A 24,840-nucleotide genomic window follows, 5' to 3' on the forward strand; every position below is an offset into this window, starting at 1 on the left:
GGTCTATTGCGGGGTGGAGCAGTCTGGCAGCTCGTCGGGCTCATAACCCGAAGGTCGCAGGTTCAAATCCTGCCCCCGCTACCAGGTTCTGGTTGTTATGGTTCTGGGTCTGCACGTGGGCCTGCATGTGAAGCGGTTTAGAGGAAGTGGGCCTTGCGCCCACTTTTTGTTTGTGGAGGCGATTATGCGCAAGGACTCCGCACGGTTGCAGGATATCATCGCGCCGGTAGTGACGGCCTTGGGTTACGAGCTGGTGGGCGTGGTTCATGTGCCGCAGGGGCGCCACTCGCTGTTGCGGGTGTACATAGACTGCGTGGGGGATGACGCGACCGGTATTACGCTCGAGGATTGCGAGCGCGTCAGCCACCAGGTCAGCGGTGTACTGGACGTGGAAGACCCGATCAAGGGCCAGTACGCCCTGGAGGTATCTTCGCCGGGGCTGGAGCGTCCATTGTTCAGCAAGGAGCAGTTTGCGCGCTTTGCCGGTCAGCGCGCCAAGGTGCGGTTGCATACGCCCCTGAATGGCCGCCGCAACTTTACCGGCATGCTGGCCGGGGTACGTGATGAGCAGGTGGTGATCGTGGAGGACGGCGTTGAGTTTGCGCTGCCCGTCGGGAGTATAGACAAGGCGCAGTTGGCGCCAGACTATAGCGGGAAATAGCCGCTGTATTTGATTATTGTAGTTGTCAGTATTGGGTGACACCATGAACAAAGAAATTTTACTGGTGGTGGATGCGGTGTCCAATGAAAAGGGCGTCGCAAAATCCATTATCTTCGAGGCCATTGAGGCCGCGCTCGCCATGGCAACCAAAAAACGCCACGGGGAAGAGATTGATGTGCGCGTTACCATTGACCGCGAGAGCGGGGATTACCAGACCTTCCGCCGCTGGCTGGTGGTGGATAACGCCGCCGAGGATTTTCAGCCGGAGAGCCAGTTGAAGCTCATGGATGCGGAAGATGTCCGGGCCGATATCACGCTGGGCGAATACATCGAAGAACCGATGGAGTCGGTAAGCTTTGGTCGCATCGGTGCCCAGACCGCCAAGCAGGTGATCGTGCAAAAGGTGCGCGAGGCCGAGCGTGCCCAGGTGGTAGAAGCTTACAAGGAGCGCGTCGGCGAACTGGTTACCGGCGTGGTAAAGCGTATTGAGCGCGGCAGCGTGTTGCTCGATCTGGGTAATAATGTCGAGGCACTTGTCAGCCGTGACGAAATGATCCCGCGTGAACCGGTACGTTCCGGTGACCGCCTGCGCGGTTACCTGCATGAAGTGCGGGCCGAGATACGCGGGCCGCAGCTGTTTGTCAGTCGTACCGCGCCCGAATTGCTGATTGAATTGTTCAAGCTGGAAGTGCCGGAGATCGGTTCCGGTTTGATCGAAATCAAGGGCGCAGCGCGCGACCCCGGCCTGCGCGCCAAGATCGGCGTCAAGGGTAACGACCCGCGCATCGATCCGGTGGGTGCCTGTGTCGGCATGCGCGGTTCGCGCGTGCAGGCGGTATCGAGTGAAATCGCCGGCGAGCGCGTCGATATCATTCTGTGGAATGAAAATCCTGCCCAGTATGTGATTAACGCCATGTCGCCTGCCGAGGTGCAGTCCATCGTGGTGGACGAGGATACCCACAGCATGGATGTCGCCGTGACCGAAGATCAGCTGTCACAGGCCATTGGTCGCAACGGCCAGAACGTACGTCTTGCCAGCCAGCTCACAGGCTGGGAGTTGAACGTGATGTCAGAGGCGCAGGCCGACGAAAAGAGCGAAGGCGAGTCCGAGGAGTTGCGCAAGCTGTTCATGGAGCAGTTGGACGTGGACGAAGACGTCGCCGCGATTCTGGTACAGGAGGGCTTCTCCAGCATCGAAGAGGTGGCCTATGTGCCGGCGCAGGAGATGGTCGCCATCGAGGAATTCGATAAGCAGATCGTGGAGGAGTTGCGCAGCCGCGCCAAGGACGTGTTGCTCACCCGCGCCATTGCCAAGGAAGAGGTGTTGGGCACGGCACAGGCCGCGCCGGATCTGCTTGCCATGGAGGGGATGGATCCACGCCTGGCACAGATACTGGCCAGCCGCGGCATAGTGACCATGGAGGATCTGGCCGAGCAGGCGGTAGACGATTTGCTGGAAATCGATGGCATGGATACCGAGCGAGCCAGCCAGCTCATCATGACGGCGCGCGCGCCGTGGTTCGCGGGCGAAGAACAGGGTTCGTGAGGCCATAAATGTCTGAAGTTACCGTAAGACAGTTTGCCGACGTGGTGGGAACCACGGTAGAGCGTTTGCTGGTTCAGCTGAACGAGGCGGGCCTCGTGGGCAAAAGCGCAGATGACATCATCGGCGACAGCGAGAAGTTGCAGTTGCTGACCCACTTGCGGCGTAGTCACGGCGCGGGCGAGGAATTGGGAACCGCCGAGCCGCGCAAGGTGACCCTGAAACGCAAGACGGTCAGCGCCCTCAGGTTGACCGGCGCGCAAGGCAAGGTCAAAACAGTAAATGTTGAGGTGCGCAAGAAACGCACCTACGTCAAGCGCAGCGTTATTGAGAGCGAAGACGCCGAGCGGGTGGCGGCAGAGGCCGCGCTGAAGCAGGCGGCCGCTGAGGCTGTGCAGCAACAGATGGAAGAAAAGAGCAAGGCGGAAGCCCGGGCTGCCGCGCGCATCGAGGAAGAGGCGCAGGCGCGGGCTGAAGCCGAGGCCAGGCTCAAGGTGGTGCAAGAGGCCGCTGTGCAGGATGTTATAGCAACACCGGCAGTGCAGCAGCCGGCCAAGCCGGCAGCCGCGCCTGAAAAGACTGAAAAGAAACCCAAGTGGCGTGGCGAGCGTGCAGGCGGCACCAAATACGGGCGCGAAGAACTGCACATTGCTACCGACCTTTCTGGGCGGCGCAAGAAAAAACACCGGGCGAGTGGCGTAGTTGTCAGCGGTGCACCCAAGCACGGATTCGAGCGCCCTACCGCACCCATTGTGCACGAAGTAGGCATCCCGGAAACCATCACCGTGGCCGATCTGGCGCAACGCATGTCGGTGAAGGCGGCCGAGGTCATCAAGGCGATGATGAAGCTCGGCAGTATGGCCACCATCAATCAGGTCATTGACCAGGACACCGCCGCAATCGTGGTGGAGGCCATGGGCCATGTGCCCAAATTGCTGGAAGAGAATGCGCTGGAGGCGGGGCTGGGGCAGGATGAGAGGCAGGCTGGTGACAAGGTCGCGCGCGCGCCGGTAGTGACCATTATGGGTCACGTGGACCATGGCAAGACCTCACTGCTCGACTATATCCGCCGCTCCAAGGTGGCGACGGGCGAGGCGGGCGGTATCACGCAGCACATTGGCGCCTATCATGTGGAAACGCCGAAAGGGATGATCACCTTTCTCGACACCCCCGGCCACGCCGCCTTTACCTCCATGCGTGCGCGTGGCGCGAAGCTGACGGATATCGTTGTGCTGGTGGTGGCGGCCGATGATGGCGCCATGCCGCAAACTATCGAGGCCATTCAGCACGCCAAGGCCGCCTCCGTTCCAATCGTGGTGGCAGTAAATAAAATAGACAAGCCCGAGGCCGATCCTGAGAGGGTACGGCAGGATCTGGTCAAGTATGAAGTGGTGCCGGACGATTGGGGTGGCGACACGATTTTCACCAATGTCTCGGCCAAAACCGGCGCCAATGTCGATGCCCTGCTTGATTCCATTCTGGTGCAGGCCGAGGTGCTCGAGCTCAAGGCGCATATGGATGTGCCTGCCTCCGGTGTGGTGGTGGAGTCGAGCCTGGACAAGGGTCGTGGCCCGGTGGCTACGGTGCTGGTGCAAAACGGCGTACTGCGCAAGGGCGACATGCTGCTCGCCGGTTCCGAGTACGGCCGTGTGCGCGCGCTGCTGGATGAGAATGGTGCACAGGTGGATGCAGCCGGGCCGTCGGTGCCGGTGGTGGTGCTGGGACTGTCCGGTACGCCCAATGCAGGCGACGATGTGCTGGTGGTGAAAGATGAACGCAAGGCGCGCGAAGTGGCGTTGTTCCGGCAAGGCAAATTCCGCGATGTGAAGCTGGCGCGCGAGCGTGCCGACAAGCCGGAAAATGCCTTCACCCAGATGGAAGAGGGCAAGGTCAGCACCCTCAATATCATCATCAAGGCCGACGTGCAGGGCTCGGCTGAGGCGTTGGCGGAGTCGCTGAAGAAGCTGTCGACGGATGAAGTACGGGTGAGAATCATCTCCAGCGGTGTCGGCGGCATCAACGAGTCGGATGCCACCCTTGCCATGGCGTCGCAGGCATTGCTGGTCGGATTTAATACCCGTGCTGATGCTACTGCACGTCGCATGGTGTCCGAGCATGGTGTGGATATGCGCTACTACAGTGTGATCTATAACGTGATCGACGATGTACGGGCCGCGATGACGGGCATGCTGGCGCCGGAATTCCAGGAGCAGATCATCGGCCTGGCTGAAGTGCGCGATGTCTTCAAGTCATCCAAGCTGGGTGCGATTGCGGGCTGTATCGTGGCGGAAGGCGCGGTGCGACGCAGTAATCCCATCCGTGTGCTACGTGACAACGTGGTGATTTACGAAGGCGAACTGGAATCGCTGCGTCGCTTCAAGGATGACGTGAATGAAGTGCGCGCGGGTACTGAATGCGGTATCGGCGTCAAGAACTACAACGACGTCAAGCCCGGTGACCAGATCGAAGTCTTCGAGCGCGTGCAGGTAACTAGAAAACTATAGTTACTGGCAGCAAGTGGCTAGTAGCCAGGAAAATCAAGATGAATCTTAATTCTACTCTCCTAGCCACTCGCCACTAACTGCTCGCCACTGTCTTTATGAGAGAATTCAGCCGAACCCTGCGTGTTGCCGAAGACATCAGGCGCGATGTCGCAGCCTTGCTGCAAAGCGAGATCAAGGATCCGCGCGTCGGCATGGTCACCATCACCCGTGTCGATGTTTCGCCTGATCTGGTGCACGCCAAGGTGTTTATTACCCTGATGGATGACGGGCACGAACTGACCGCCAGCCTGCAGGCGCTGAATCATGCGGCGGGTTACCTGCGCCGCGCACTGGCGAAGCGCTTGCGGCTGCGTATCGTGCCGCAGTTGCGCTTTGTGCATGACGAGAGTGTCGTGCGGGGTGCGCGCCTGTCGGCCCTGATTGATGCCGCCGTGGCAGCAGACCGTGGTCCCGGCAAGGCGCATGACAAGCAGTGAACCCGTAACACGCCGCCGCCGTGGTCGGGACGTGCACGGTATCGTGCTGCTCGACAAGCCCTCCGGTATCAGCTCCAACGCAGCGCTGCAAATTACCAAACGACTCTACCATGCGCGCAAGGCCGGCCACTGCGGCAGCCTGGATCCGCTTGCCAGCGGGTTGCTGCCGCTGTGTCTGGGGGAGGCGACCAAGGTGGCGGGCTTCCTGCTCGACACCGACAAGCATTACCAAGCGCGTTGTCGCCTTGGGGTGACCACTACCACCGGCGACGCCGAGGGCGAGGTGCTGGCCGTGCAGCCGGTCGGGACATATTCCGCTGCGGAGCTGGAAAGCGTGCTGGCAGGCTTCCGGGGTGAGCAGCAACAGATGCCGCCCATGCATTCGGCACTCAAACAGCAGGGGCAGCCGCTCTACAAGCTGGCCCACAAGGGCCTGTCGGTGGAGCGCGCCGCCCGCAACATCCGGGTGAACACGCTGCATCTGGTGCAACACGCCGGCGACGAACTGACGCTGGAGGTGGCCTGCTCCAAGGGCACGTATATCCGCACACTGGTAGAGGATATTGGCGCCCGCCTCGGCTGTGGTGCGCATGTCACCGCGCTGCGCCGTACCGGTGCGGGGGGCTACAGGGTGGAGGATGCTATTACCCTGCCCACCTTGCAGGCACTGGCCGAGCAGGCCGGCCCGACAGGCCTGGACCACCTGCTGCAGCCGATGCAGAGTGCCCTGGTGGGTTGGCCGCAACTGCGTTTATCCGATGATTCGACCTATTATTTACAGCGTGGGCAGGCCGTTTTTGTGCCACAGGCGCCGACCTCAGGCTGGGTTTCGCTGTATGCGGCGGACGAGCGCTTTCTGGGTATGGGGGAAATGCTGGGGGACGGTCGGGTGGCCCCGCGCCGCCTGATCAACTACCCCCCTGCCAACCCCTGCCGGGAGTAATGTTTGCTTCCCAAGCCCGGCCGTTTCCGTTAAAATACTGCACTCACAATTGAATGAATGAACGTACCCAGGAGTCGTACATGTCGCTCAGCGTAGAACAAAAGAGCAAGGTCATCAAGGATCACCAGCGTGCCGCCAAGGATACCGGGTCACCCGAAGTGCAGGTCGCGTTGCTGTCCACCAACATCGAACAGTTGTCGAGCCACTTCAAGGCCCACATTCACGATCATCACTCCCGCCAGGGTCTGCTGCGCATGGTAAGTCAGCGTCGCAAGCTGCTCGACTATCTCAAAAAGAAAAATGTGGATAGCTACCGCAAACTGATCGAACGACTGGGTCTGCGTAAATAATCAACAACAGACCCGAGTTGCCGTCCCCGCCTGATGTACTGTTCATTCGTATAAGGAACTAATCCGTGCCCTCCATCAAGAAAACCTTTCAGTACGGTGACCACGCGGTCACAATAGAAACCGGTGAAATTGCACGCCAGGCCTCCGGCGCCGTGATGATCGGTATGGGGGACACTGTGGTGATGGTGACTGCAGTCGGCATCAAGGAAGCCAAGGAAGGTCGTGATTTCTTCCCGCTCACCGTCAACTATCAGGAACGCACCTACGCCGCCGGCAAAATCCCCGGCGGTTTTTTTAAGCGTGAAGGCCGCCCGAGTGAAAAGGAAACGCTTACCTCGCGTCTGATTGACCGCCCGCTGCGCCCACTGTTCCCCAAAGGTTTTCGTAATGAAGTGCAGGTGATCGCCACTGTGGTGTCGATCGACCCGGATATTGATTCCGACATTCCGGCCCTGCTGGGTGCCTCGGCAGCGGTCGCGCTTTCCGGCATCCCGTTCAGCGGCCCCATCGGTGGCGCGCGCGTTGGTTATCGTGATGGCAAGTATTTACTCAACCCCACCCGTAGTCAGCAGCAGGATTCAGCGCTCGACCTGGTGGTGGCAGGTACTGAAAATGCCGTGCTGATGGTGGAATCTGATGCGCGCGAACTGCCGGAAGAAGTCATGCTGGGCGCGGTGATGTTTGGCCACGAACAGATGCAAATCGCCATCAAGGCAATCCGCGAACTGGTCGCCGCCGCCGCCCCCACTGCATGGAGCTGGCAGGCCGCAAGCAAGGACGAAGGCCTGATAGCTTCAGTAGCAGCGGCAGCAGAGGGCATTATCAACGAGGCCTATCAGCTGCGCGAAAAGCAGGCCCGCCAGCAGCGTCTGGCCGAGATTCGTACCACGGTGCTGGCCAAGTTGGCGCCGGAAGGCTCGGACACGGCAGAAGCCGTCAAGCATGCGATCGAATCCCTGGAAAAGAAAGTCGTGCGTGGCCGTATCCTCAAGGGTGAGCCGCGTATCGATGGACGTGATACCCGCAGCATACGTCCCATCACGGTGCGCACCGGTGTACTGCCGCGTACCCACGGTTCCGCCCTGTTCACGCGCGGCGAGACGCAGGCGCTGGTAGTGGCCACGCTCGGCACCGGCCGTGACGCGCAGCTCATCGACGCCATTGAAGGCGAGCGCAAAGAGCCGTTCATGCTGCACTACAATTTTCCGCCTTCCTGTACCGGCGAGACCGGCATGGTGGGCAGCCCCAAGCGGCGCGAGATCGGCCATGGCCGTTTGGCCAAGCGTGGCGTCGCGGCCGTCATGCCGGGCATGGACGAATTTCCATATGTGATCCGTGTGGTGTCCGAAATTACGGAGTCGAACGGTTCCAGCTCAATGGCGAGCGTGTGCGGCAGCAGTCTGGCATTGATGGATGCCGGTGTGCCGATCAAGTCGCCGGTGGCAGGTATCGCCATGGGCCTGATCAAGGAAAGCGAAGGTTTTGCGGTACTGTCCGATATTCTCGGTGACGAAGATCATCTGGGCGACATGGATTTCAAGGTGGCGGGTACCGCACAGGGTGTGACCGCGCTGCAAATGGATATCAAGATCGACGGCATCACGCGCGAGATCATGGAAGCAGCACTGGCGCAGGCAAAGGAAGGCCGTCTGCACATCCTCGGCATCATGAACGAGGCACTGTCGACACCGCGCAGCCAGATGTCTGACTACGCCCCGCGCATCATCAGCTTCAAGATCCACCCGGACAAGATCCGCGATGTGATCGGCAAGGGCGGCAGCACCATCCGCGCCATCACCGAAGAGACCGGCGCCACCATCGACATCGTCGACGATGGCACGGTGAAGATCGCCTCGGTAGACAAGGCCGCCGGACTGGAAGCCCGTCGCAGGGTAGAAGAGATTACCGCCGATGTCGAGGTGGGACGCGTCTATGAAGGCCGCGTTGCCAAGCTCATGGACTTCGGTGCGTTCGTCACCATCCTGCCGGGCCGCGATGGCCTGGTACACATCTCCCAGATTTCCGAGGAGCGCGTCGAGAACGTCAGCGACAAGCTTACCGAGGGCGAGGTGGTACGGGTCAAGGTGCTTGAGGTCGACAAGCAGGGGCGTATTCGCCTCAGCATGAAGGCTGCACTGATCAGCTAGTATTCCGGATCCGTTCCCGGATCCGGTTCATATCGTCCTGCAAGTGTTGATGCGTACCGTCGCAGTAAGGCGGTGTGCGCGTATGCTTGCAGCCGCACAGCGCCAGCTGGGTTTTTTCGCTCACCGTAAACTGCACTGGCGTAATGCCGGTGCCCTGATGGGAGCCGTCGCAGAAGGGCTGGTTGGCAGAGCGGCCACAGGCGCACCATGTGTAGGTACCGGGCTCCAGCTCCTGCATGAAAGGGGATTTCTGCGCAATCACGGGCTCTGTCATACTAGCCTCCAGTAGTAGCCAAGGGTGGATCATCCACCTGCAGTATAACGCGCCAACCTACGGAATGATGGTATACACCCCATGCGCGATACTCAGGACGTCGTAACGCCTGCCTCCTCACCCACCATGACCCGTGCAGTGCTGTGTTCGCGACTGCGGGTCGAGCAGCTTGTCAGCCACAGCCTCGGGCCGGTCAGTTTCAGCCTGGATGAGGGTGAGTGCATGGGCCTCAGTGGGCCTTCCGGCTCCGGCAAGACCTTGTTGCTGCGCGCCATCGCCGACCTCGATCCGCAGGCGGGTGAGGTATCGCTGGATGGCGTTGAGTGTCGCAGCATGCGCGGGCATCTGTGGCGGCGGCACGTTGGCATGCTGCCAGCAGAGAGCCAGTGGTGGTGGCCGACAGTAGGAGAGCATTTCATCAACATCGATGCAGAGATGCATGCGATGCTGGGATTTGAGTGTGCGGTCATGCACTGGCCGGTCACACGCCTGTCGAGCGGCGAGCGGCAACGGTTGGCCTTGCTGCGCCTGCTGGCGCTGCAACCGCAGGTGTTGCTGCTGGACGAGCCGAGCGCCAATCTGGACAACAACAACGTGCGCCGGGTAGAGGCGCTGATTGCAGACTATTGTGCCCGGCATAACGCCTGTGTGGTGTGGGTGAGCCATGACATGGAGCAGATTGCGCGCCTCGGCGGGCGGCACTGCAGGCTGGCAAACGGCAAGCTGGTGGACGCATGAATGTCATCACCCTGAGCCCGTGGGCGCTGGCACTGGCGGCAGTACTGGTGCTGGCGCTGGCACTGCTCTCGTTGCGGTTGCGTCTGACACTGGCGCAGGAGATCATTATCGCGGCACTGCGCACCACGGTGCAGTTATTACTGGTGGGGCTGGTGCTCAAAACGCTGTTTACCCATGTCCATCTGGGCTGGATTACTCTGATTGCGAGTGCCATGCTGCTGATCGCAGGGCGCGAAGTGGTGGCGCGCCAGCGGCATGGTTATACCGGCATGTGGGGCTTCGGCATGAGCGTAGTGTCCATGTTTGTCGCCTCATTTTCGGTGACCATACTCGCCCTGGTGGTGTTGATAGGCCCCACGCCCTGGTATGCGCCACAATATTCCATTCCCCTGCTGGGTATGATGCTGGGAAATGTCATGAGCGGCGTGGCGCTGGCGCTGGATCGCCTGACCCAGAGCGCATGGCACCAGCGGGCACAGATTGAGGCGCGGCTGCTGCTGGGGCAGGACTGGAGAGAGAGCGTGAGTGGCCTGCGCCGCGACGCAGTGCGTGTCGGGCTGATTCCCACTGTCAACGCCATGGCAGCGGCAGGCGTGGTGAGCTTGCCCGGCATGATGACCGGGCAGATACTGGCAGGCACGCCGCCGCTGGAGGCGGTGAAGTATCAGATACTGGTGATGTTTCTGGTGACCGCATGCACGGGCTTTGGCACGCTCGCGGCCGTCTGGCTGGGGGCCCGGCGGTTGTTTGATGAACGCGAACGGTTGCGCATCGACCGGTTGCGGGCGGAGTAACCCCATGCAAAAAATTACGCTGCTGGTGTTGATGCTGGTGTGCGGTGTTGCCGGTGCGGCGGGTGTGTACACCTGGACCGATGAGCAGGGCAAAGTCCACTACGGTGATCAGCCCGGTAATGCAGCGGCGCGCGAGATCATTCTGCCTGCCGCGCCTGCGCCGGACGCAAGTCAGCGCGAACGTCTGCAGAAGCAGCAGAAGCTGCTGGAGGTGTTCGAGGCCGAGCGGGAAGAGAAGCGCGAGCAGGCATCCAAGCGCATCATTGAACAGCAGAAGCGAGAGCAGGAGTGCAAGGCGGCCAGAGTGCGTCTGAAGCAGTACGAGCAGGCCGGCGGCCTCAGAACGCAAGAGACCGATGGCACGGAACGCCAGCTTTCAAAGGCAGAGTACCGGCAGGTGCTGGAATACGCGCGCAAGTCCGTGGCGCATTGGTGTGCGGGGCTTTGAGTGTGTGCCCTACGGTCAGATGTAAAAGTAGGGAGATGCGGGTGGGTTGCTTTGTTGCCTGCAGCCGCTAAGCTAGCATCATGATTAAGGGCGAAGCCATACGCAGGCAGTATCTGCACGCAATGGGCATCACGCTGTGGGAGCAGCGACATGCCCGACCACAGGCGGGGGAGAGCATGCCCACAGAGCAGGCAGACGCAGTGCCGGTGACACAGACGACGGCTGTAGACAGTAACGATCAGCCTGCATGGGATGAGCTCGAGCAGGCGGTGCGCAACTGCACCCGCTGCCCGCTGCATGAAACGCGCACGCAGGCGGTGTTCGGAGTGGGCGACAAGCGCGCCGAATGGATGGTGATAGGCGAGGCGCCGGGCGCCGATGAAGACCGGCAGGGTGAGCCGTTTGTGGGGCGGGCAGGGCAATTGCTCACCTCCATGCTGAAGGCGCTGGGGTTCACGCGCGAGCAGGTGTATATCGCCAACATTCTGAAGAGCCGGCCGCCCAACAACCGCGATCCGCTGCCGGAAGAGGTGGCCGCCTGCGAGCCTTATCTCAAACGCCAACTGGAACTGATCCGGCCCAAAATCATCCTCGCGGTGGGCCGCATCGCGGCGCAGAACCTGCTCAAGACCGACACCAAAATCGGTGCGCTGCGTGGCCAGCGTCATACCTGCCCCGGCACGGACATTCCTGTCGTGGTGACTTACCATCCGGCCTATCTGTTGCGGTCGCCGCTGGAGAAGCGCAAGGCATGGGAAGACCTGAAGTTCGCGCGCCGGGTGCTGCGGGGTGAGGGGTGAGCCAGGTCATGGATGCGCCGCTGGAGATGTTTTCGGACAGCCAGTTGCGCCCCATGACCGCCGAGGACATCGAGGCGGTGATGGCGATCGAGCTGTGCGCCTATGAGTATCCGTGGAGCGCGGGTATTTTTCAGGACTGCCTGAACGTCGGCTACTGTTGCTGGGTGTACAAGACAGAGCATGCGCTTGCAGGCTATGCGGTAATGTCAGTGGGTGCGGGCGAGGCACATCTCCTGAACCTCTGTGTGCGAACTGAGTGGCGCAGGTACGGGCTGGGGCGTCGGTTGCTCAAGCACATGCTGAGTATTGCGCGCGGGCATCACGCAGATACTGCATTGCTCGAGGTGCGACCCTCCAACCAGGCCGCCATAAGCCTCTACCATGCCGTGGGCTTCAATGAGGTAGGCATGCGCAAGGCCTATTACCCTGCCGCCAATGGCAAGGAAGACGCCATCATTCTTGCGCTCAGTTTGGTATAATAAAAAACATTGATCCCGCACTCACGCTTTATTCCCAGATGTCTGTAATCGCCATCGAGGCTGCGCGCCGTCGCACCTTCGCCATTATTTCCCACCCTGACGCGGGCAAGACTACGCTCACTGAAAAACTGCTCCTGTTTGGCGGTGCGATACAGCTCGCGGGTACGGTGAAGGGACGCAAGAGCCAGCGCCATGCAACCTCAGACTGGATGGAGCTGGAGAAGCAGCGCGGCATCTCGGTCACCTCCTCAGTGATGCAGTTCCCGTATCGCGACAAGATTATCAACCTGCTCGACACGCCGGGGCACGAAGACTTTTCCGAAGACACCTACCGTACGCTGACCGCGGTCGATTCCGCGCTGATGGTCATCGATTCCGCCAAGGGCGTGGAGGCGCGCACCATCAAGCTGCTGGAGGTGTGCCGCTTGCGCACCACGCCCATCGTCACCTTCATCAACAAGCTCGACCGTGAAGGCCGCGCCCCCATCGATCTGCTGGATGAAATCGAGACCGTTCTCAACATCCGCTGTGCGCCGGCCACCTGGCCTATCGGCATGGGCAAGCGCTTTAAGGGTATCTTTCACCTGCCCAATGACAGTGTGCACCTGTTTGCGCCCAGTCACGGCGGCAAGATACAACAGGGCGAAGTCATACAGGGGCTGGACAACCCGCGCCTCGATGAATTGTTCGGCTCGATGGCAGACGAGCTGCGCGAAGAGATCGAGCTGGTTAAGGGCGCGAGCCATGAGTTTAATCTGGAGGCCTTTCTCGCCGGGGAGCTTTCGCCGGTGTTTTTCGGCTCGGCGATGAACAATTTCGGCGTGAAAGAATTGCTCGATGCCTTTGTTGAAGTCGCGCCGCCGCCGCAGCCGCGCGCCACCACCACGCGCAGCGTGCAAGCCGAGGAAGAAAAATTCACCGGTTTCGTTTTCAAGATACAGGCCAACATGGATCCGGCGCACCGTGACCGCATCGCGTTCCTGCGCGTGTGTTCAGGCAGCTTCACCAAGGGCATGCGCATGAAGCATGTGCGCATCGCGCGCGAGGTGCAGATATCGAACGCCATTACCTTCATGGCCGGCGAGCGCGAGCATATCGACGTGGCCTACCCCGGCGACATCATCGGCCTGCATAACCACGGCACCATCCAGATCGGCGATACCTTTACCCAGGGCGAGGCGCTGAAATTTACCGGCATCCCGTATTTTTCGCCGGAACTGTTCCGCCGTGTGCGCCTGCGTGACCCGTTGCGATTGAAGGCGCTACAGAAGGGGCTGGATCAATTGTGCGAGGAGGGCGCGACCCAGTTGTTCCGCCCTTTAAGCAGCAATGACCTGATTCTGGGTGCGGTGGGTGTCTTGCAATTCGACGTGGTGGCCTACCGCCTGCAACACGAGTATGGCGTGGAGTGTGCGTTTGAAAACGTGCAGGTCGCCACCGCGCGTTGGGTGAAGTGCGCCGACGTCAAAAAGCTGGAAGAGTTTCATCGCAAGGCCAACGATAATCTGGCGCTGGACAGCTCAGGCCAGCTGGCTTACATTGCCCCCACCCGCATCAACCTTGAGTTGACCATGGAGCGCTGGCCCGACATCGAATTCCGCGCCACCCGCGAGCATTAGCAGGCCTGCTCACGCAGTGAATCTGTAGTGATAGTTTGACGGTGGACTGCAATGGATAGATGCAGCAGTTAGCGAAGCTCGAATTTGAACATCTGTGTCCGCTCCCAACTCTGGACTAACCCGGCAAACTCATCGGCCGGGAGCGGCTTGCTGAAGTAGTAGCCTTGGGCCATGTCGCAGCCCTCTTCGCGCAGAAACTGGAGCTGCTCGGAGGTCTCCACTCCCTCCGCGATGACTTTCATGTTGAGCGTGCGGGCCATGGCGATGATGGTCTTTACTATCGCGGCATCATTGGGGTCAGTGGCAATGTCACGTACGAAGCTGCGGTCTATTTTCAAGCAATCAATGGGGCAGCGCTTGAGGGTGCTCAGGGATGAATGGCCCGTACCAAAGTCATCAAGCGAGCAGGATACGCCGTCCATTTTTAGCGCCTCCAGGCACTGGATGGCATCCTCCGGATCGCGCATCAGCATGCTCTCGGTCAATTCAAGATCGAGTCTGGATGCCGCGAAGCCGCTTTCCTCGAGCGCCTTCCTGACCGTCTGCAGGAAATCCTTTTGCCGCAACTGCCGGGGCGACAGATTTACCGCCAAGCGCAATGGAGGAAGGCCCATCTGCTGCAAGATCCGTGTCTGCGCGCAGGCAGCTTGCAGTACCCATGCGCCAATGGGAACAATCAGCCCGGTTTCCTCGGCCACAGGGATGAACTCCAGCGGTGCGATAAGCCCTTCTTCGGGCTGGTCCCAGCGTAACAGGGCTTCCATGCCGATGATTGCTCCAGTATGGAGAGTCACTATCGGCTGGTAGTGCAGCAGGAGCTCTGCTCTCTCCAAAGCGCGGCGTAGACCGCTTTCCAGAGTCAGGCGTCGGCTGGCGCGATTATGGAGATCGGGTGTGTAGAATCTGAAGGTGTTACGCCCGGACTCCTTGGCATGATACATGGCGGTGTCGGCACTTTTGAGGAGCCCTTCCACACCCTCCTCATCCAGCGGGTACAGGGTGATACCGATGCTTACGCTCACATGTATCTCCCGATCATCAATAACGAAAGGAAGATCCAGCAGTTTCTGGATTTTCCGGATCATATCGGCGACTTCGTCCGTGTGATGAATGCCGGGGAGCACTATGGCAAATTCATCCCCTCCGAGGCGGGCAATGGTATCGCTCGTCCGGAGGCCGTTGCTGAGATGCTCGGCCACCATCTTAAGCAGCTTGTCACCCGCGCTGTGTCCGAAGGTATCGTTGACATATTTAAAGTAATCGATGTCCATGAATAGCACGGCGACTTGGCAATCCTCGCGGTCGGCATCCCTTATAATCTGCCGCAGGCGGTCATCAAGCAGCTGTCGATTGGGAAGCCCGGTCAGAGAGTCATACAGCGCAAGCTGCTTGAGGCGCTCCTCGGCCTGTTTGCGCTCGGTGATGTCGCTCATGAGGCAGTAGTGACCGGAGAAATTATTGTGCTCGTCGTAGATTCCGACCATCACTGCATGTTTGTAGAAAATCGAACCATCTTTGCGCAGTGCCCTGGCTTCCACATCAGCCTTTCCACTCTCCCGCACGCGCTGGTAGGCGGCCTGCATCAGGCCAAGGTCATCCGGCTGCACTGTCAGCGATCGCTCGGCGCCGATCAGATCTTCTGGCGCGTAACCGACCATGTCGGCGTAGGCCTTGTTGACCATACGAAAGCGCCCCTCTGCATCCAGCCGCGCGATTCCCTCCACAGCATGTTCCAGTGCGGTGGCCATTTCGCGCAGTGCCTGTTCCGCTCTGGTACGGTCGGCGATCTCGGCAAGCAATAAGGTATTTTGCTGTGATAAGGTGAAGGCGCGCGCGAGTTCCGCGCTGTACAATTCATGCTGTGCCCACACAGCAAGCTCGTGCAGTGTGTTGAGTTGCTCCTGATCCAGATGGCGCGGGCGGTAGTCTATGAGGCAGAGGGTGCCAAGCCGGCTGCCGTTCGGTGCGCTGATCGGGAAGCCGGCGTAGAAACGGATATGCGGCGCTCCTGTCACTAATGGATTATCGGCGAAGCGTTCGTCGAGCCGCGCGTCGGGAACGACCATGGCATGATCTCCCAGAATGGTGTGGCCACAAAATGAAATACCGCGTGGCGTTTCGGAGACAGCCAATCCTTGACAGGATTTGAACCACTGGCGCTCGGCGTCCACCAGGCTAATGAGCGCGATCGGTACATCGAACAGCCGGGTGGCAAAGCGCGTAATGCGATCAAAGCGCGCCTCGGGAGGCGTATCCAGGATGGACAGGGCATGCAGCGTCGACAGCCTTGCTGATTCGTCGGGTGGCAGCGGCGGTTCTTTCATGTCATTGCATCATTGTCGGTAGCTCTATTCTCAGGCGATAATGGATGAGAGAGGGCAGGTCAGCCAGGAGTTTGTTGAAGAAAGTCCCTTCACGGACTTTACGTTGTGATCAAGACTATCTTCAGGGTTGGCCCTCGCGCGCCGCTTTTAAAACCAGCGCATCAAAATCTTCGCCCGTCATGAGGCCGCGCTCTGCCACGATGTCGCGTACCGGTCTGCCGGTTTTTTCGGATTCCTGTGCGATCTTCGCCGCCTGCTCGTAGCCAATACTGGGGTTGAGCAGTGTGGCCAACGCGACGCTGGTGTGCAGAAAATGCTTGCAGCGTTCGCGGTCGACTGTAAGCCCGTGCAGGTTGAGTGCCGTTGCCGCGTTAATGGCGTTTGTCAGCCAGTCCATGGCATCAAACAGCGCCGAACCGAGTGCAGGCATCATGACATTCAGTTCCAGTTGCCCGGCCTGGGCCATGAGTGCGATGGCGTGATCTTGCCCCTGCACCTGATAGCACACCTGATTCAACATCTCGAACATCACCGGGTTGACCTTGCCCGGCATGATGCTGGAACCCGGCTGCACGGCAGGCAGGATAATTTCACCCAGCCCGGTGCGCGGGCCGGAGGCCAGCAGCCGCATGTCGTTGGCGATGCGGGTGAGCTCGAGTGCCAGCGCGCGGATGGCGTTGGAGAGATTCTGCAGGTCGAGCATGGATTGCATCTGCGCTGCGAGGTCAGGCGCCGGACGCAGCGGTTCGCCGGTCAGGCGCGCAAGTTCGGCTGCGACTTTTGCTGTGTAACCCGGCGCGGTGTTGAGGCCGGTGCCTGCCGCGCTGCCGCCGAGGCCGATGTCGCACAAGGGCGGGCGTGCTTCCTGTAACCGTTCTGCGCAGCGTGTCAGCGTCCAGGCATAGGCGTTAAATTCGCGGCCTACGGTGGTGGGTACGGCATCCTGTAAATGGGTGCGGGCACTTTTTACGGTATCGGCCTCGCGTGCGCCGATGCGTGCATATTCGCTCGCCATGTCATGCACGGCCTTGACGAGGCGCGGCAATTTTGCGAGCACCGCAAGACGGATGGCGGTCGGTATGGTGTCGTTGGTGCTTTGCCCCATGTTGACGTGATCGTTGGGGTGCACCGGGTGGTAGGTGCCGCATTCGGCGCCGAGTGTGGCATTGGCGAGGTTGGCGATCACCTCGTTGCTGTTCATGTTGTGGCTGGTGCCAGCACCGGCCTGAAACCGGTCCACTACAAACTGATCGAGATGGTTGCCTGCCAGAATGTCATCGCAGGCGGTTGTGATGGCCTGTGCCAATGCATCCTCCAGTTGCCCGCACTGCTGATTGGCCGCTGCCGCTGCGCGCTTGACGCGCACATGGGCGAGGACAAAGTCACGATCAGGGCAGCGACCGCTGATCGGGAAATTGGCCACGGCACGCGTGGTTTGGGCGCCATACCAGGCGTGGGCGGGAACCCTCAGGTCGCCCAGGCTGTCTCTCTCGGTGCGGAAACTGCTATCATTCATGCAGGTTTAGTCCGTGCGGCGCATTCTGCCGGCATTGGGTGTGGAGGTTGTGTGCAGATCAGTATTTACAAGCTTATTTTAATCCTTTTTGCCGCGCTGTGGGTATCCGCTGTGCAGGCCAAGGGCGGCGACGGCCAGGATTTTACCCTGCCGGATGTCAATGGCGTGAATCACAGCCTGTCGGACTACCGGGGTAAATGGGTGGTGGTGAACTACTGGGCTACCTGGTGCCCACCCTGTCTGGAGGAAATTCCTGAACTGGTGATGTTTCATGACAAGCACAAAAACAAGGATGCCCTGGTGTTGGGGGTATCTGTGGAAGACATCGGTGTGCCCGCCCTGCGCAGATTTATGGATGAACGCATGATGGATTACCCGGTGTTGCTGGGGGGGGCAGCCTACGAATCACCGCTGGGGCCGGTACGAGGTTTGCCGGTGACCTTTCTCATTGCCCCCAACGGCGAGATTGCCGCCACGCACCTGGGGCGAATAGACGCCGCCATGATCGAGCGCTTTATCGCTTCCGCGCCTGCACACTTCCGGGTCAAGGCCGGTGCGCCTCCTGCCGGAAAACCGGTGCCCAGATAGCAGCGTGCATGACGGCCTGCAGGCGCTATGTCGTGTCGGGTCGGGTGCAGGGCGTAGGTTTCCGGGTTGGCGCACGGACGCAGGCACGGGCACTCGGTTTGGCCGGCTGGGTGCGCAACCGTGACGACGGTGCAGTTGAGTTGCTGGCCTGTGGTGAAGACAGTGCGCTGGAGGCCATGCAGGTCTGGCTGCGCAGCGGGCCCGCACTGGCAGCAGTGACGGCGGTAGAGATGACACCGGCGCCGCTGGCAGAGCACGAAAGTTTTGCAATTTGCTGATACCGCGCACCCATCGCTATGGATTTTTTTCCGGTTTTCATGAAGATCAACGCCAGACCCTGCGTGGTGGTAGGGGGTGGTGAGGTGGCTGCGCGCAAGACGCGGCAGCTATTGCGCGCGGGTGGCGAAGTGCATGTAGTAGCGCCTGCGTTGTGTCAGCGGTTGCAGGAGCAGGTAGCGCAGCACGCTGTTGTCTGGCGCAAGGGTCAGTTCGAGCCGAATGATGTTGCAGGTTGCGCGCTGGTCATTGCCGCGACGGATGACATGACCGTGAATAAAGCCGTGCATGCCGCCGCCGTGCAACACAATATCCCGGTCAATGTGGTGGACAATCCCGCCCTGTGCAGCTTCATCATGCCTGCCGTGGTCGATCGCTCGCCGGTGCTGATTGCGGTGTCTTCCGGCGGGGCGGCGCCGCTGCTTGCGCGTCTGTTGCGCGCCCGGCTGGAAACACTGATCCCGGCAGCCTATGGACGGCTCGCTACACTGGCCGCGAAATTTCGTGCCGCAGTGAAACAGCAGATTGGCGATGCAATACTGCGTCGCCGTTTCTGGGAAAATATCCTGCAGGGCCCGGTGGCGGAGCAGGTCTTTGCCGGTCAGGAGCGGGCCGCTGAGGCGGCGCTACAGGCGGCACTGGAGCAGGCGAGTACTGATACGGCCCGTGGCGAAGTCTATCTGGTGGGTGCCGGGCCGGGCGACCCGGACCTGCTCACGTTCCGCGCCTTGCGGCTGATGCAGCAGGCGGATGTCGTGCTTTATGACCGCCTCATACCCGATGTCATTCTCAATCTGGTGCGCACCGATGCCGAACGCATCTACGTGGGCAAGCGTCGCAGCGAGCATACGCTGCGGCAGGAGATGATCAATCAGTTGCTGGTGCAGCATGCCAGGGCAGGCAAGCGTGTGCTGCGGTTGAAGGGCGGCGATCCGTTTATATTCGGGCGCGGCGGTGAAGAAATTGCCACGCTGGCGGAAGAGGGTATACCGTTTCAGGTCGTGCCGGGTATTACTGCGGCGTCGGGCTGTGCGGCCTATGCCGGCATTCCACTAACGCATCGGGAGTACGCGCAGTCGTGTGTATTTGTCACCGGGCAGTTGAAAGACGGCGGTATGGCCTTGAACTGGGCCGGGCTGATACAGCCACAGCAGACCATCGTCGTGTATATGGGGCTGGCGGGCGTCGATATATTATGTCGCGAACTGATAGCGCATGGGCTGCCTGCTGCGACGCCGAGTGCGCTGGTCGAGCAGGGCACCACGCCCCGGCAGCGTGTGCTGACTGGTACCCTCGAGACCTTGCCGGGCATTATCAGCAATACCGACGTGCACGCACCGACGCTGATTATCGTGGGCGATGTGGTGCGCTTGCACGACAGGCTGGCATGGTTCAACCTTGGGCACTGAATACCCATGACCGATAACGCTCCCGTGATTGAAGTCAGCATCAGCGAACAGCGCCTGCGCCTGCGTGAGCAGAATCGCATCACGCTGGACGTTGCCGTGAGCACAGCCAAAAACGGCGCGGGTGAAATCAATGGCAGCGAGTGCACGCCGCGTGGTGCACACGTCGTTCGGGCAAAAATCGGCGCCGGCTGTGCAGTCAATACGGTCTTCGTAAGCCGCCGCCCGACCGGAGAAATGTATACGCCTGCGCTGCGCCAACACTACCCGCAGCGCGACTGGATACTGACACGTATCCTGTGGCTGAGTGGGCTGGAGGTTGGAACAAACCGGCGGGGCAATGTCGACACGATGCGCCGCTACATCTATATTCACGGTTGCCCTGAGGAAGACGCGGTGGGTGTGCCCAGTTCGCACGGCTGCGTGAAGATGCGCAACCGGGATCTGATCAAACTCTTTGAGCGTGTGCCTGTGGGCGCCCGCGTCATTATACGTGAGTGAGCACAAGGACTACGCCATGCCGCTAGGCCCGGTAATGCTTGATCTGGCAGGGCTCGAAATCAGCCCGGTCGAGCGCGAGCTGCTTCAGCACCCCGCCGTGGGGGGCGTGATTCTGTTTACCCGCAATTATGCGTCGGCCGATCAGGTCGCGATGCTGGTGGCCGAGATACACCGCTTGCGTGAGCCGCGCCTGCTGGTGGCGGTGGATCACGAAGGCGGGCGGGTGCAGCGCTTCCGGGAAGGTTTCACGGCCATGCCCGCCGTGCGTCAGCTGGGTGCGTTGTATGACAGCGACCGCAAACGTGCCAAACGTCTTGCAGAGACCCATGGCTGGTTGATGGCGGCGGAGGTGCGTGCCGTGGGCATTGATTTCAGTTTCGCGCCGGTGCTCGATCTCGACCGGGGTGTGAGCACCATCATCGGCGACCGTGCCTTTCATTGTGATCCGGAGCGGGTTGCTGATCTGGCGCATTCCTATATGAGCGGCATGGCGCGTGCAGGCATGGCGGCGACCGGCAAACACTTCCCCGGCCATGGCGCAGTAGAGGCTGATTCACACATCGCCATCCCCATGGATAATCGGCGCTATGAAGACATCTACGCCGAAGACATATTGCCGTTCGAGCGCATGATTCACTTCGGATTGGCGGCCGTGATGCCAGCCCATGTGATTTATCCGCGCGTTGATCCGCACCCTGCGGGATTTTCACCGTTCTGGATGCAGGAAGTACTGCGCAAGCGCCTGGATTTTCAGGGCGTGATTTTCAGTGATGATTTGAGCATGGAGGGCGCCAGCGTGGCGGGCGGCTATGTCGAGCGTGCCCATGCCGCACTGAATGCGGGTTGTGACATGGCGCTGGTGTGCAACAATCCCGAGGCGGCAGCGCAAGTCGCGGAAGCACTCGTCGATCATCACAGTCCTGCCTCACACGCCCGCCTGTTGCGCATGCGCGGCCGTACCGCCCCTGACCGCCTGCAACTGCAACAGACACCAGCCTGGCAGCAGGCGGTGCAGGCCGTCATCGGCCACGCCATGGTGTAGTATGCGGGTCGCTGCTGCCGTCATTTGAGCCGACATCGCCGGTCATCACGAATATCCAAATACAGGCTTGCATGCCATTAAAGTCAGCGCGCCATCTGCCGATAACCTGTCAGCTAACCTCGACCTTGGGAAATATCCCCCGGGTGCATGGGCGCGTCAAGGGTAGTGCCGATGCGCATCCTGCCTATTCCACAAGCCATTGTTTGGCATGGATATTATACAGAACAGGGGTTCTTTAATGGGGATTGTAAAAACCGTCAACCTGGCACCTGGCATGACACTGGAGAGTGATGTCAGGGATCGTAGCGGCCGGTTGCTGTTGCGATTGAATGCTCAAATTACCGAAAAATCCTTGCGTACGCTCAAGGCCTGGGGTGTTACCTGGGTGCGCATCAAGGACGTCGCTGATGCGGTCTCATCCACCGATGCCCTCCCAGTGCCCGACATTACCCCAGCCATCCTTGAGGCGGCAAGGGATGAGGCATCGAAGTTTTTCGCACTTTCAAACCTTGAGCATCCCCTGATTCGGGAATTATTTGAAATCTGTGTGACAAAAACTTCCCTGCGCATCCAACAAGAGAAATAATATGCCACGCTCCGCAGAAAGCCTGGTTAAAGGGGCCATAAGTGTTGCATCGCTGCCGGAAATCTTCATACGCTTGAATGAAGAGGTCAATAACCCTTACAGCAACCTGTCTGACATAGCCGACATCATTTCCGAGGACACGGGTCTGGCAGCCAGAATGCTGAGGATTGCCAATAGTGCGATGTTCAATTTCCCATCACCAGTCCTCACCATCAGTCATGCCATTACGATTCTGGGGACAAGGCAGCTGAGGGATATCGTGCTGGCAACCTATGCCATAAAGACATTCAAGGACATTTCGGGTGACCTGGTTAACATGAGATCATTCTGGCAGCATAGCATCGCCTGCGGAATCGCGGCACGTGTGCTGGCAACCTACCAGCGTGAGCCTAACATAGAGCGCTTTTATGTGCTGGGGTTGCTGCATGATATAGGCCTGCTTATCCTTTATCAGGAGATCCCGAGTGTTGCCAGCACAATACTCAAGAAATGCCGCCAAGAAGAATTACTTTTGTATGCCGCAGAGGAGGAGGTGCTGGGCTACAATCACGCCCTGGTGGGCAGGCTACTGCTCAAGGCGTGGAAACTCCCGGAGTCGGCGCAGGAGGCGGTAGGGTGTCATCATTGTCCGCGGCTTGCCACTTCCTATCCGGACGAGGCCGCCCTCATACATGTCGCTGACATCCTGGCGACTGCCATGCAAATGGGGGATGGCGGTGAGCACAGGGTACCCCCGATTGAGGCCGAGGCATGGGCGCGCATAGGTCTCCAGACCAGCATGATCAATGACATAACCCAGCAAATAGATCTGCAATACAATGATGTCGTAGAGTTGTTTCTTGCCTGACCATGCACCCGACAGACAGCAGCAGGGATGAAGTAGTACACCATCTGCAGGAGCGTATTGAGCATCTGGAGCAGGTTAACCGCTGGCATATGCAGGCCCTGGACATGCTGGCTTCCATGGGCGACATGCACCGAGATGCCAGTCGCAGCCGCACACCCCACTATATATACAGTGTTACCCGCCGACACCTGGCGCGGTTGATTGATTTTGATGTTACTGCGTTTGTAGGGCTCAACGAGGAAGACTCTTCCTTCGCGCTGGATGATTGTGAGCCACAATCCAGGTTTGAAGAAATTAATCAGGAAGTCGACAGGCTCATTGATCAGGGGAAATTTGCCTGGGTTCTGAATCGGAATCATCCAGTGGTGCTGAAAGCGGGCGTCAACGGGTCACTGATATTGCTCCACGTACTTGCTTCAAAAACGCGTGTGCGAGGCGTATTCGTCGGCTTTATGGCTGAGGGCAGCAAATCACCCTCCTCTGTCGTTCTGAACTTCATATCGATCGTGCTCCATAACTGTGCTCAGGCCCTGGAAAGTTCGGCGCTTTACAATCTGGTCAGCGCGCACAACAAGGGGCTCAAGAAAATCATACAGCAGCGTACACGTGAGCTTGAATATCAATATGGGCATGACAGTCTAACCGGCCTGCCTAACAGGCTGCTTTTCCACGACCGAATGAGGCAGGCCATATCGAGTGCTGCACGCTACAAAAGAATGGTCGCGGTAATGGTTGTCGATCTTGATATGTTTAAGCGCATTAATGACACCCTGGGGCATGAGTCGGGTGACAAGCTGCTTACAGAAGAGGGTCGGCGCCTGCTCAGGGCAATGGAAGAAACCGATCTTCTGGCCCCGCACGTGAGCGTAACAGTTTCACATCTGGGCGGTGATGAGTTCGGAATTTTGCTGACCAGTCTGGGCGATGTTGAGTCCATTCCGCATATAGCCAAGTGCATTATCGAAGCCCTTTCCATGCCGTTGCGCATCAACGGACACGAGATACATGTTACCAGTAGCGTCGGCATAAGTTTGTACCCTGCCGACGGTGCTGACCCTGAAACCCTGCTCAAGAATGCCAATGCTGCTATGCAGCATGCAAAACAGGATGGCGGCGACAGATATCTGTTTTATGCCGAGGAAATGAACTCTGCTTCATTGCAGCAACTTTTGCTGGAAAACAGCCTGCGTCATGCTGTTGGGAACAATGAGCTGATGCTTCATTACCAGCCCAAGGTTGATATCTGTACGGGCAATATCAGCGGTTGGGAAGCCCTTATCCGCTGGCGCCATCCGGACATAGGGGTGGTGCTGCCAAGCGGGTTCATTCCCATTGCAGAAAATACCGGACTCATAACAACCATCAGCGAATGGGTGTTGCATGCCGCCTGCAGTCAGGCAAAAGTGTGGCTGGATGACGGGTTTTCGGATATTTGTATTTCGGTAAACTTGTCGGCCAAACAGTTCCTGCAGAAGAATATGCTTGAGCTTATTGTTTCGATTCTGGATGACGTCAAGTTGCCAGCGCGCCATCTGGAGCTGGAGATTACCGAAAGTACCATGATGAAAGATATCGAAGCTACCACCGCTACCCTTGATGCCCTGCATAAAATTGGCGTCAGACTGTCAATCGATGATTTCGGCACAGGTTATTCCTCGCTGAACTATCTGAAGCGCTTCCCCATAGATATTCTGAAGGTTGATCGCTCATTCATACGTGATGTCACCTTCAATTCGGACGACGCCGCCATTGTGACGGCCATTATTGCCATGTCCCATAGTATGGGCCTGAAGGTGGTCGCGGAGGGTGTGGAAACCAGTGAACAGCTCGACTTTTTGCGCTCTATACAATGTGAGGAAATACAGGGCTATCTTTTCAGTGCCGCCGTTCCGGAAGATCAGGCCATCCAGATGATGAGATCCGGCAAGCGTCTGCATCATGTGCCTTTGTGACAGGGGATGGGTGCAGGCTTGCCTAC

The 24,840-nt window shown here is 59.4% G+C and carries 24 protein-coding genes and 1 tRNA gene; 22 read left to right on the top strand and 3 right to left on the bottom strand.

Translation table 11 applies throughout. The features are described 5' to 3' along the window. Nucleotides 1-7 precede the first annotated feature (7 nt). The 8 genes from Q8L89_01910 (at nt 8) to pnp (ending at nt 8,624) form a co-directional block, all read left to right on the top strand. A tRNA-Met gene (locus Q8L89_01910) sits at nt 8-84 on the top strand. 100 nt (nt 85-184) lie between these two features. Continuing rightward, a complete protein-coding gene (gene rimP, locus Q8L89_01915; protein ID MDP1707819.1) occupies nt 185-661 on the top strand; it encodes a ribosome maturation factor RimP in 477 nt (158 codons plus the stop codon). A 43-nt stretch (nt 662-704) separates the two neighbouring features. Then, a complete protein-coding gene (nusA, locus tag Q8L89_01920) occupies nt 705-2,207 on the top strand; it encodes a transcription termination factor NusA (protein ID MDP1707820.1) in 1,503 nt (500 codons plus the stop codon). Between the two features lie 8 nt (nt 2,208-2,215). Continuing rightward, complete coding sequence (infB, locus tag Q8L89_01925) at nt 2,216-4,708, top strand: translation initiation factor IF-2 (GenBank protein MDP1707821.1); 2,493 nt, start codon at nt 2,216-2,218, stop codon at nt 4,706-4,708. Nucleotides 4,709-4,803: 95 nt separating this feature from the next. Then, entirely contained in the window at nt 4,804-5,184 is a 381-nt protein-coding gene (gene rbfA, locus Q8L89_01930) for a 30S ribosome-binding factor RbfA (GenBank protein ID MDP1707822.1), read from the top strand. Beyond that, nucleotides 5,171-6,127 carry a tRNA pseudouridine(55) synthase TruB gene (gene truB, locus Q8L89_01935; protein MDP1707823.1) on the top strand — a complete coding sequence of 319 codons (957 nt, stop codon included), beginning with the start codon at nt 5,171-5,173 and terminating at the stop codon, nt 6,125-6,127. Before rbfA ends, truB begins: the two co-directional genes overlap by 14 nt. Before the next feature lie 80 nt (nt 6,128-6,207). Then, complete coding sequence (gene rpsO, locus Q8L89_01940; protein ID MDP1707824.1) at nt 6,208-6,477, top strand: 30S ribosomal protein S15; 270 nt, start codon at nt 6,208-6,210, stop codon at nt 6,475-6,477. A 65-nt stretch (nt 6,478-6,542) separates the two neighbouring features. Further along, on the top strand, nt 6,543-8,624 hold the full coding sequence (pnp, locus tag Q8L89_01945) for a polyribonucleotide nucleotidyltransferase (protein MDP1707825.1): 2,082 nt from the start codon (nt 6,543-6,545) through the stop codon (nt 8,622-8,624). Here pnp and Q8L89_01950 read toward each other — a convergent pair. Continuing rightward, entirely contained in the window at nt 8,617-8,898 is a 282-nt protein-coding gene (locus Q8L89_01950) for a CDGSH iron-sulfur domain-containing protein (protein ID MDP1707826.1), read from the bottom strand. The two genes, pnp and Q8L89_01950, sit on opposite strands and share 8 nt — an antisense overlap. Nucleotides 8,899-8,979: 81 nt before the next feature. Here Q8L89_01950 and Q8L89_01955 point away from each other — a divergent pair, with 81 nt between their 5' ends. The 6 genes from Q8L89_01955 (at nt 8,980) to Q8L89_01980 (ending at nt 13,776) form a co-directional block, all read left to right on the top strand. Further along, nucleotides 8,980-9,636, top strand: coding sequence for an ATP-binding cassette domain-containing protein (locus tag Q8L89_01955; protein ID MDP1707827.1), 657 nt, complete (start codon nt 8,980-8,982; stop codon nt 9,634-9,636). Then, nucleotides 9,633-10,430 carry an iron export ABC transporter permease subunit FetB gene (gene fetB, locus Q8L89_01960; protein MDP1707828.1) on the top strand — a complete coding sequence of 266 codons (798 nt, stop codon included), beginning with the start codon at nt 9,633-9,635 and terminating at the stop codon, nt 10,428-10,430. The genes Q8L89_01955 and fetB overlap by 4 nt, the downstream gene beginning before the upstream one ends. A 4-nt stretch (nt 10,431-10,434) precedes the next feature. Further along, complete coding sequence (locus Q8L89_01965; GenBank protein MDP1707829.1) at nt 10,435-10,878, top strand: DUF4124 domain-containing protein; 444 nt, start codon at nt 10,435-10,437, stop codon at nt 10,876-10,878. Nucleotides 10,879-10,958: 80 nt separating this feature from the next. Further along, on the top strand, nt 10,959-11,678 hold the full coding sequence (locus Q8L89_01970; GenBank protein MDP1707830.1) for a uracil-DNA glycosylase family protein: 720 nt from the start codon (nt 10,959-10,961) through the stop codon (nt 11,676-11,678). Nucleotides 11,679-11,686: 8 nt separating this feature from the next. Next, a complete protein-coding gene (gene rimI, locus Q8L89_01975) occupies nt 11,687-12,157 on the top strand; it encodes a ribosomal protein S18-alanine N-acetyltransferase (protein MDP1707831.1) in 471 nt (156 codons plus the stop codon). A 38-nt stretch (nt 12,158-12,195) separates the two neighbouring features. Next, on the top strand, nt 12,196-13,776 hold the full coding sequence (locus tag Q8L89_01980) for a peptide chain release factor 3 (protein ID MDP1707832.1): 1,581 nt from the start codon (nt 12,196-12,198) through the stop codon (nt 13,774-13,776). A 68-nt stretch (nt 13,777-13,844) separates the two neighbouring features. Here Q8L89_01980 and Q8L89_01985 read toward each other — a convergent pair whose 3' ends face one another. Together Q8L89_01985 and Q8L89_01990 are read right to left on the bottom strand one after the other, a co-directional pair. Next, the gene (locus Q8L89_01985) at nt 13,845-16,100 is read right to left on the bottom strand and encodes an EAL domain-containing protein (GenBank protein MDP1707833.1); all 2,256 of its coding nucleotides are present in this window, start codon (nt 16,098-16,100) and stop codon (nt 13,845-13,847) included. Nucleotides 16,101-16,221: 121 nt separating this feature from the next. Continuing rightward, nucleotides 16,222-17,616: an aspartate ammonia-lyase gene (locus tag Q8L89_01990; GenBank protein MDP1707834.1), complete on the bottom strand. Its 1,395-nt coding sequence runs from the start codon at nt 17,614-17,616 to the stop codon at nt 16,222-16,224. 51 nt (nt 17,617-17,667) lie between these two features. Here Q8L89_01990 and Q8L89_01995 point away from each other — a divergent pair, with 51 nt between their 5' ends. The 8 genes from Q8L89_01995 (at nt 17,668) to Q8L89_02030 (ending at nt 24,814) form a co-directional block, all read left to right on the top strand. After that, nucleotides 17,668-18,204 (top strand): TlpA disulfide reductase family protein, encoded by a 537-nt coding sequence (locus Q8L89_01995; GenBank protein ID MDP1707835.1) that lies wholly within the window; start codon nt 17,668-17,670, stop codon nt 18,202-18,204. Between the two features lie 8 nt (nt 18,205-18,212). Continuing rightward, nucleotides 18,213-18,482, top strand: coding sequence for an acylphosphatase (locus Q8L89_02000; protein ID MDP1707836.1), 270 nt, complete (start codon nt 18,213-18,215; stop codon nt 18,480-18,482). 18 nt (nt 18,483-18,500) lie between these two features. Beyond that, on the top strand, nt 18,501-19,889 hold the full coding sequence (cysG, locus tag Q8L89_02005) for a siroheme synthase CysG (GenBank protein ID MDP1707837.1): 1,389 nt from the start codon (nt 18,501-18,503) through the stop codon (nt 19,887-19,889). Nucleotides 19,890-19,895: 6 nt separating this feature from the next. Beyond that, on the top strand, nt 19,896-20,387 hold the full coding sequence (locus Q8L89_02010) for a L,D-transpeptidase (protein MDP1707838.1): 492 nt from the start codon (nt 19,896-19,898) through the stop codon (nt 20,385-20,387). 16 nt (nt 20,388-20,403) lie between these two features. Further along, nucleotides 20,404-21,429: a beta-N-acetylhexosaminidase gene (gene nagZ / locus Q8L89_02015; protein ID MDP1707839.1), complete on the top strand. Its 1,026-nt coding sequence runs from the start codon at nt 20,404-20,406 to the stop codon at nt 21,427-21,429. A 208-nt stretch (nt 21,430-21,637) separates the two neighbouring features. Continuing rightward, on the top strand, nt 21,638-22,015 hold the full coding sequence (locus tag Q8L89_02020; GenBank protein MDP1707840.1) for a hypothetical protein: 378 nt from the start codon (nt 21,638-21,640) through the stop codon (nt 22,013-22,015). A 1-nt stretch (nt 22,016) separates the two neighbouring features. Then, nucleotides 22,017-22,862 (top strand): HDOD domain-containing protein, encoded by an 846-nt coding sequence (locus tag Q8L89_02025; GenBank protein MDP1707841.1) that lies wholly within the window; start codon nt 22,017-22,019, stop codon nt 22,860-22,862. 2 nt (nt 22,863-22,864) lie between these two features. Continuing rightward, nucleotides 22,865-24,814: a bifunctional diguanylate cyclase/phosphodiesterase gene (locus tag Q8L89_02030; GenBank protein ID MDP1707842.1), complete on the top strand. Its 1,950-nt coding sequence runs from the start codon at nt 22,865-22,867 to the stop codon at nt 24,812-24,814. Nucleotides 24,815-24,840 lie beyond the last annotated feature (26 nt).

The sequence above is a fragment of the Gammaproteobacteria bacterium genome, assembly GCA_030680605.1.
In the GTDB taxonomy this organism is placed as follows: domain Bacteria; phylum Pseudomonadota; class Gammaproteobacteria; order SURF-13; family SURF-13; genus JAQBXX01.

Excerpts from the sequence above, each read along its gene's own strand:
- Q8L89_01955 (MDP1707827.1), top strand. The coding sequence starts at position 8,980 with ATGCGCGATACTCAGGACGTCGTAACGCCTGCCTCCTCACCCACCATG.
- Q8L89_02025 (MDP1707841.1), top strand. The coding sequence starts at position 22,017 with ATGCCACGCTCCGCAGAAAGCCTGGTTAAAGGGGCCATAAGTGTTGCA.
- nusA (MDP1707820.1), top strand. The coding sequence starts at position 705 with ATGAACAAAGAAATTTTACTGGTGGTGGATGCGGTGTCCAATGAAAAG.
- Q8L89_01990 (MDP1707834.1), bottom strand. The coding sequence starts at position 17,616 with ATGAATGATAGCAGTTTCCGCACCGAGAGAGACAGCCTGGGCGACCTG.
- truB (MDP1707823.1), top strand. The coding sequence starts at position 5,171 with ATGACAAGCAGTGAACCCGTAACACGCCGCCGCCGTGGTCGGGACGTG.
- Q8L89_02010 (MDP1707838.1), top strand. The coding sequence starts at position 19,896 with ATGACCGATAACGCTCCCGTGATTGAAGTCAGCATCAGCGAACAGCGC.
- rpsO (MDP1707824.1), top strand. The coding sequence starts at position 6,208 with ATGTCGCTCAGCGTAGAACAAAAGAGCAAGGTCATCAAGGATCACCAG.
- fetB (MDP1707828.1), top strand. The coding sequence starts at position 9,633 with ATGAATGTCATCACCCTGAGCCCGTGGGCGCTGGCACTGGCGGCAGTA.
- rbfA (MDP1707822.1), top strand. The coding sequence starts at position 4,804 with ATGAGAGAATTCAGCCGAACCCTGCGTGTTGCCGAAGACATCAGGCGC.
- Q8L89_01980 (MDP1707832.1), top strand. The coding sequence starts at position 12,196 with ATGTCTGTAATCGCCATCGAGGCTGCGCGCCGTCGCACCTTCGCCATT.
- infB (MDP1707821.1), top strand. The coding sequence starts at position 2,216 with ATGTCTGAAGTTACCGTAAGACAGTTTGCCGACGTGGTGGGAACCACG.
- Q8L89_01950 (MDP1707826.1), bottom strand. The coding sequence starts at position 8,898 with ATGACAGAGCCCGTGATTGCGCAGAAATCCCCTTTCATGCAGGAGCTG.
- cysG (MDP1707837.1), top strand. The coding sequence starts at position 18,501 with ATGGATTTTTTTCCGGTTTTCATGAAGATCAACGCCAGACCCTGCGTG.
- Q8L89_01985 (MDP1707833.1), bottom strand. The coding sequence starts at position 16,100 with ATGAAAGAACCGCCGCTGCCACCCGACGAATCAGCAAGGCTGTCGACG.
- nagZ (MDP1707839.1), top strand. The coding sequence starts at position 20,404 with ATGCCGCTAGGCCCGGTAATGCTTGATCTGGCAGGGCTCGAAATCAGC.
- Q8L89_01965 (MDP1707829.1), top strand. The coding sequence starts at position 10,435 with ATGCAAAAAATTACGCTGCTGGTGTTGATGCTGGTGTGCGGTGTTGCC.
- rimP (MDP1707819.1), top strand. The coding sequence starts at position 185 with ATGCGCAAGGACTCCGCACGGTTGCAGGATATCATCGCGCCGGTAGTG.
- Q8L89_02020 (MDP1707840.1), top strand. The coding sequence starts at position 21,638 with ATGGATATTATACAGAACAGGGGTTCTTTAATGGGGATTGTAAAAACC.
- rimI (MDP1707831.1), top strand. The coding sequence starts at position 11,687 with ATGGATGCGCCGCTGGAGATGTTTTCGGACAGCCAGTTGCGCCCCATG.
- Q8L89_01970 (MDP1707830.1), top strand. The coding sequence starts at position 10,959 with ATGATTAAGGGCGAAGCCATACGCAGGCAGTATCTGCACGCAATGGGC.
- Q8L89_02000 (MDP1707836.1), top strand. The coding sequence starts at position 18,213 with ATGACGGCCTGCAGGCGCTATGTCGTGTCGGGTCGGGTGCAGGGCGTA.
- Q8L89_02030 (MDP1707842.1), top strand. The coding sequence starts at position 22,865 with ATGCACCCGACAGACAGCAGCAGGGATGAAGTAGTACACCATCTGCAG.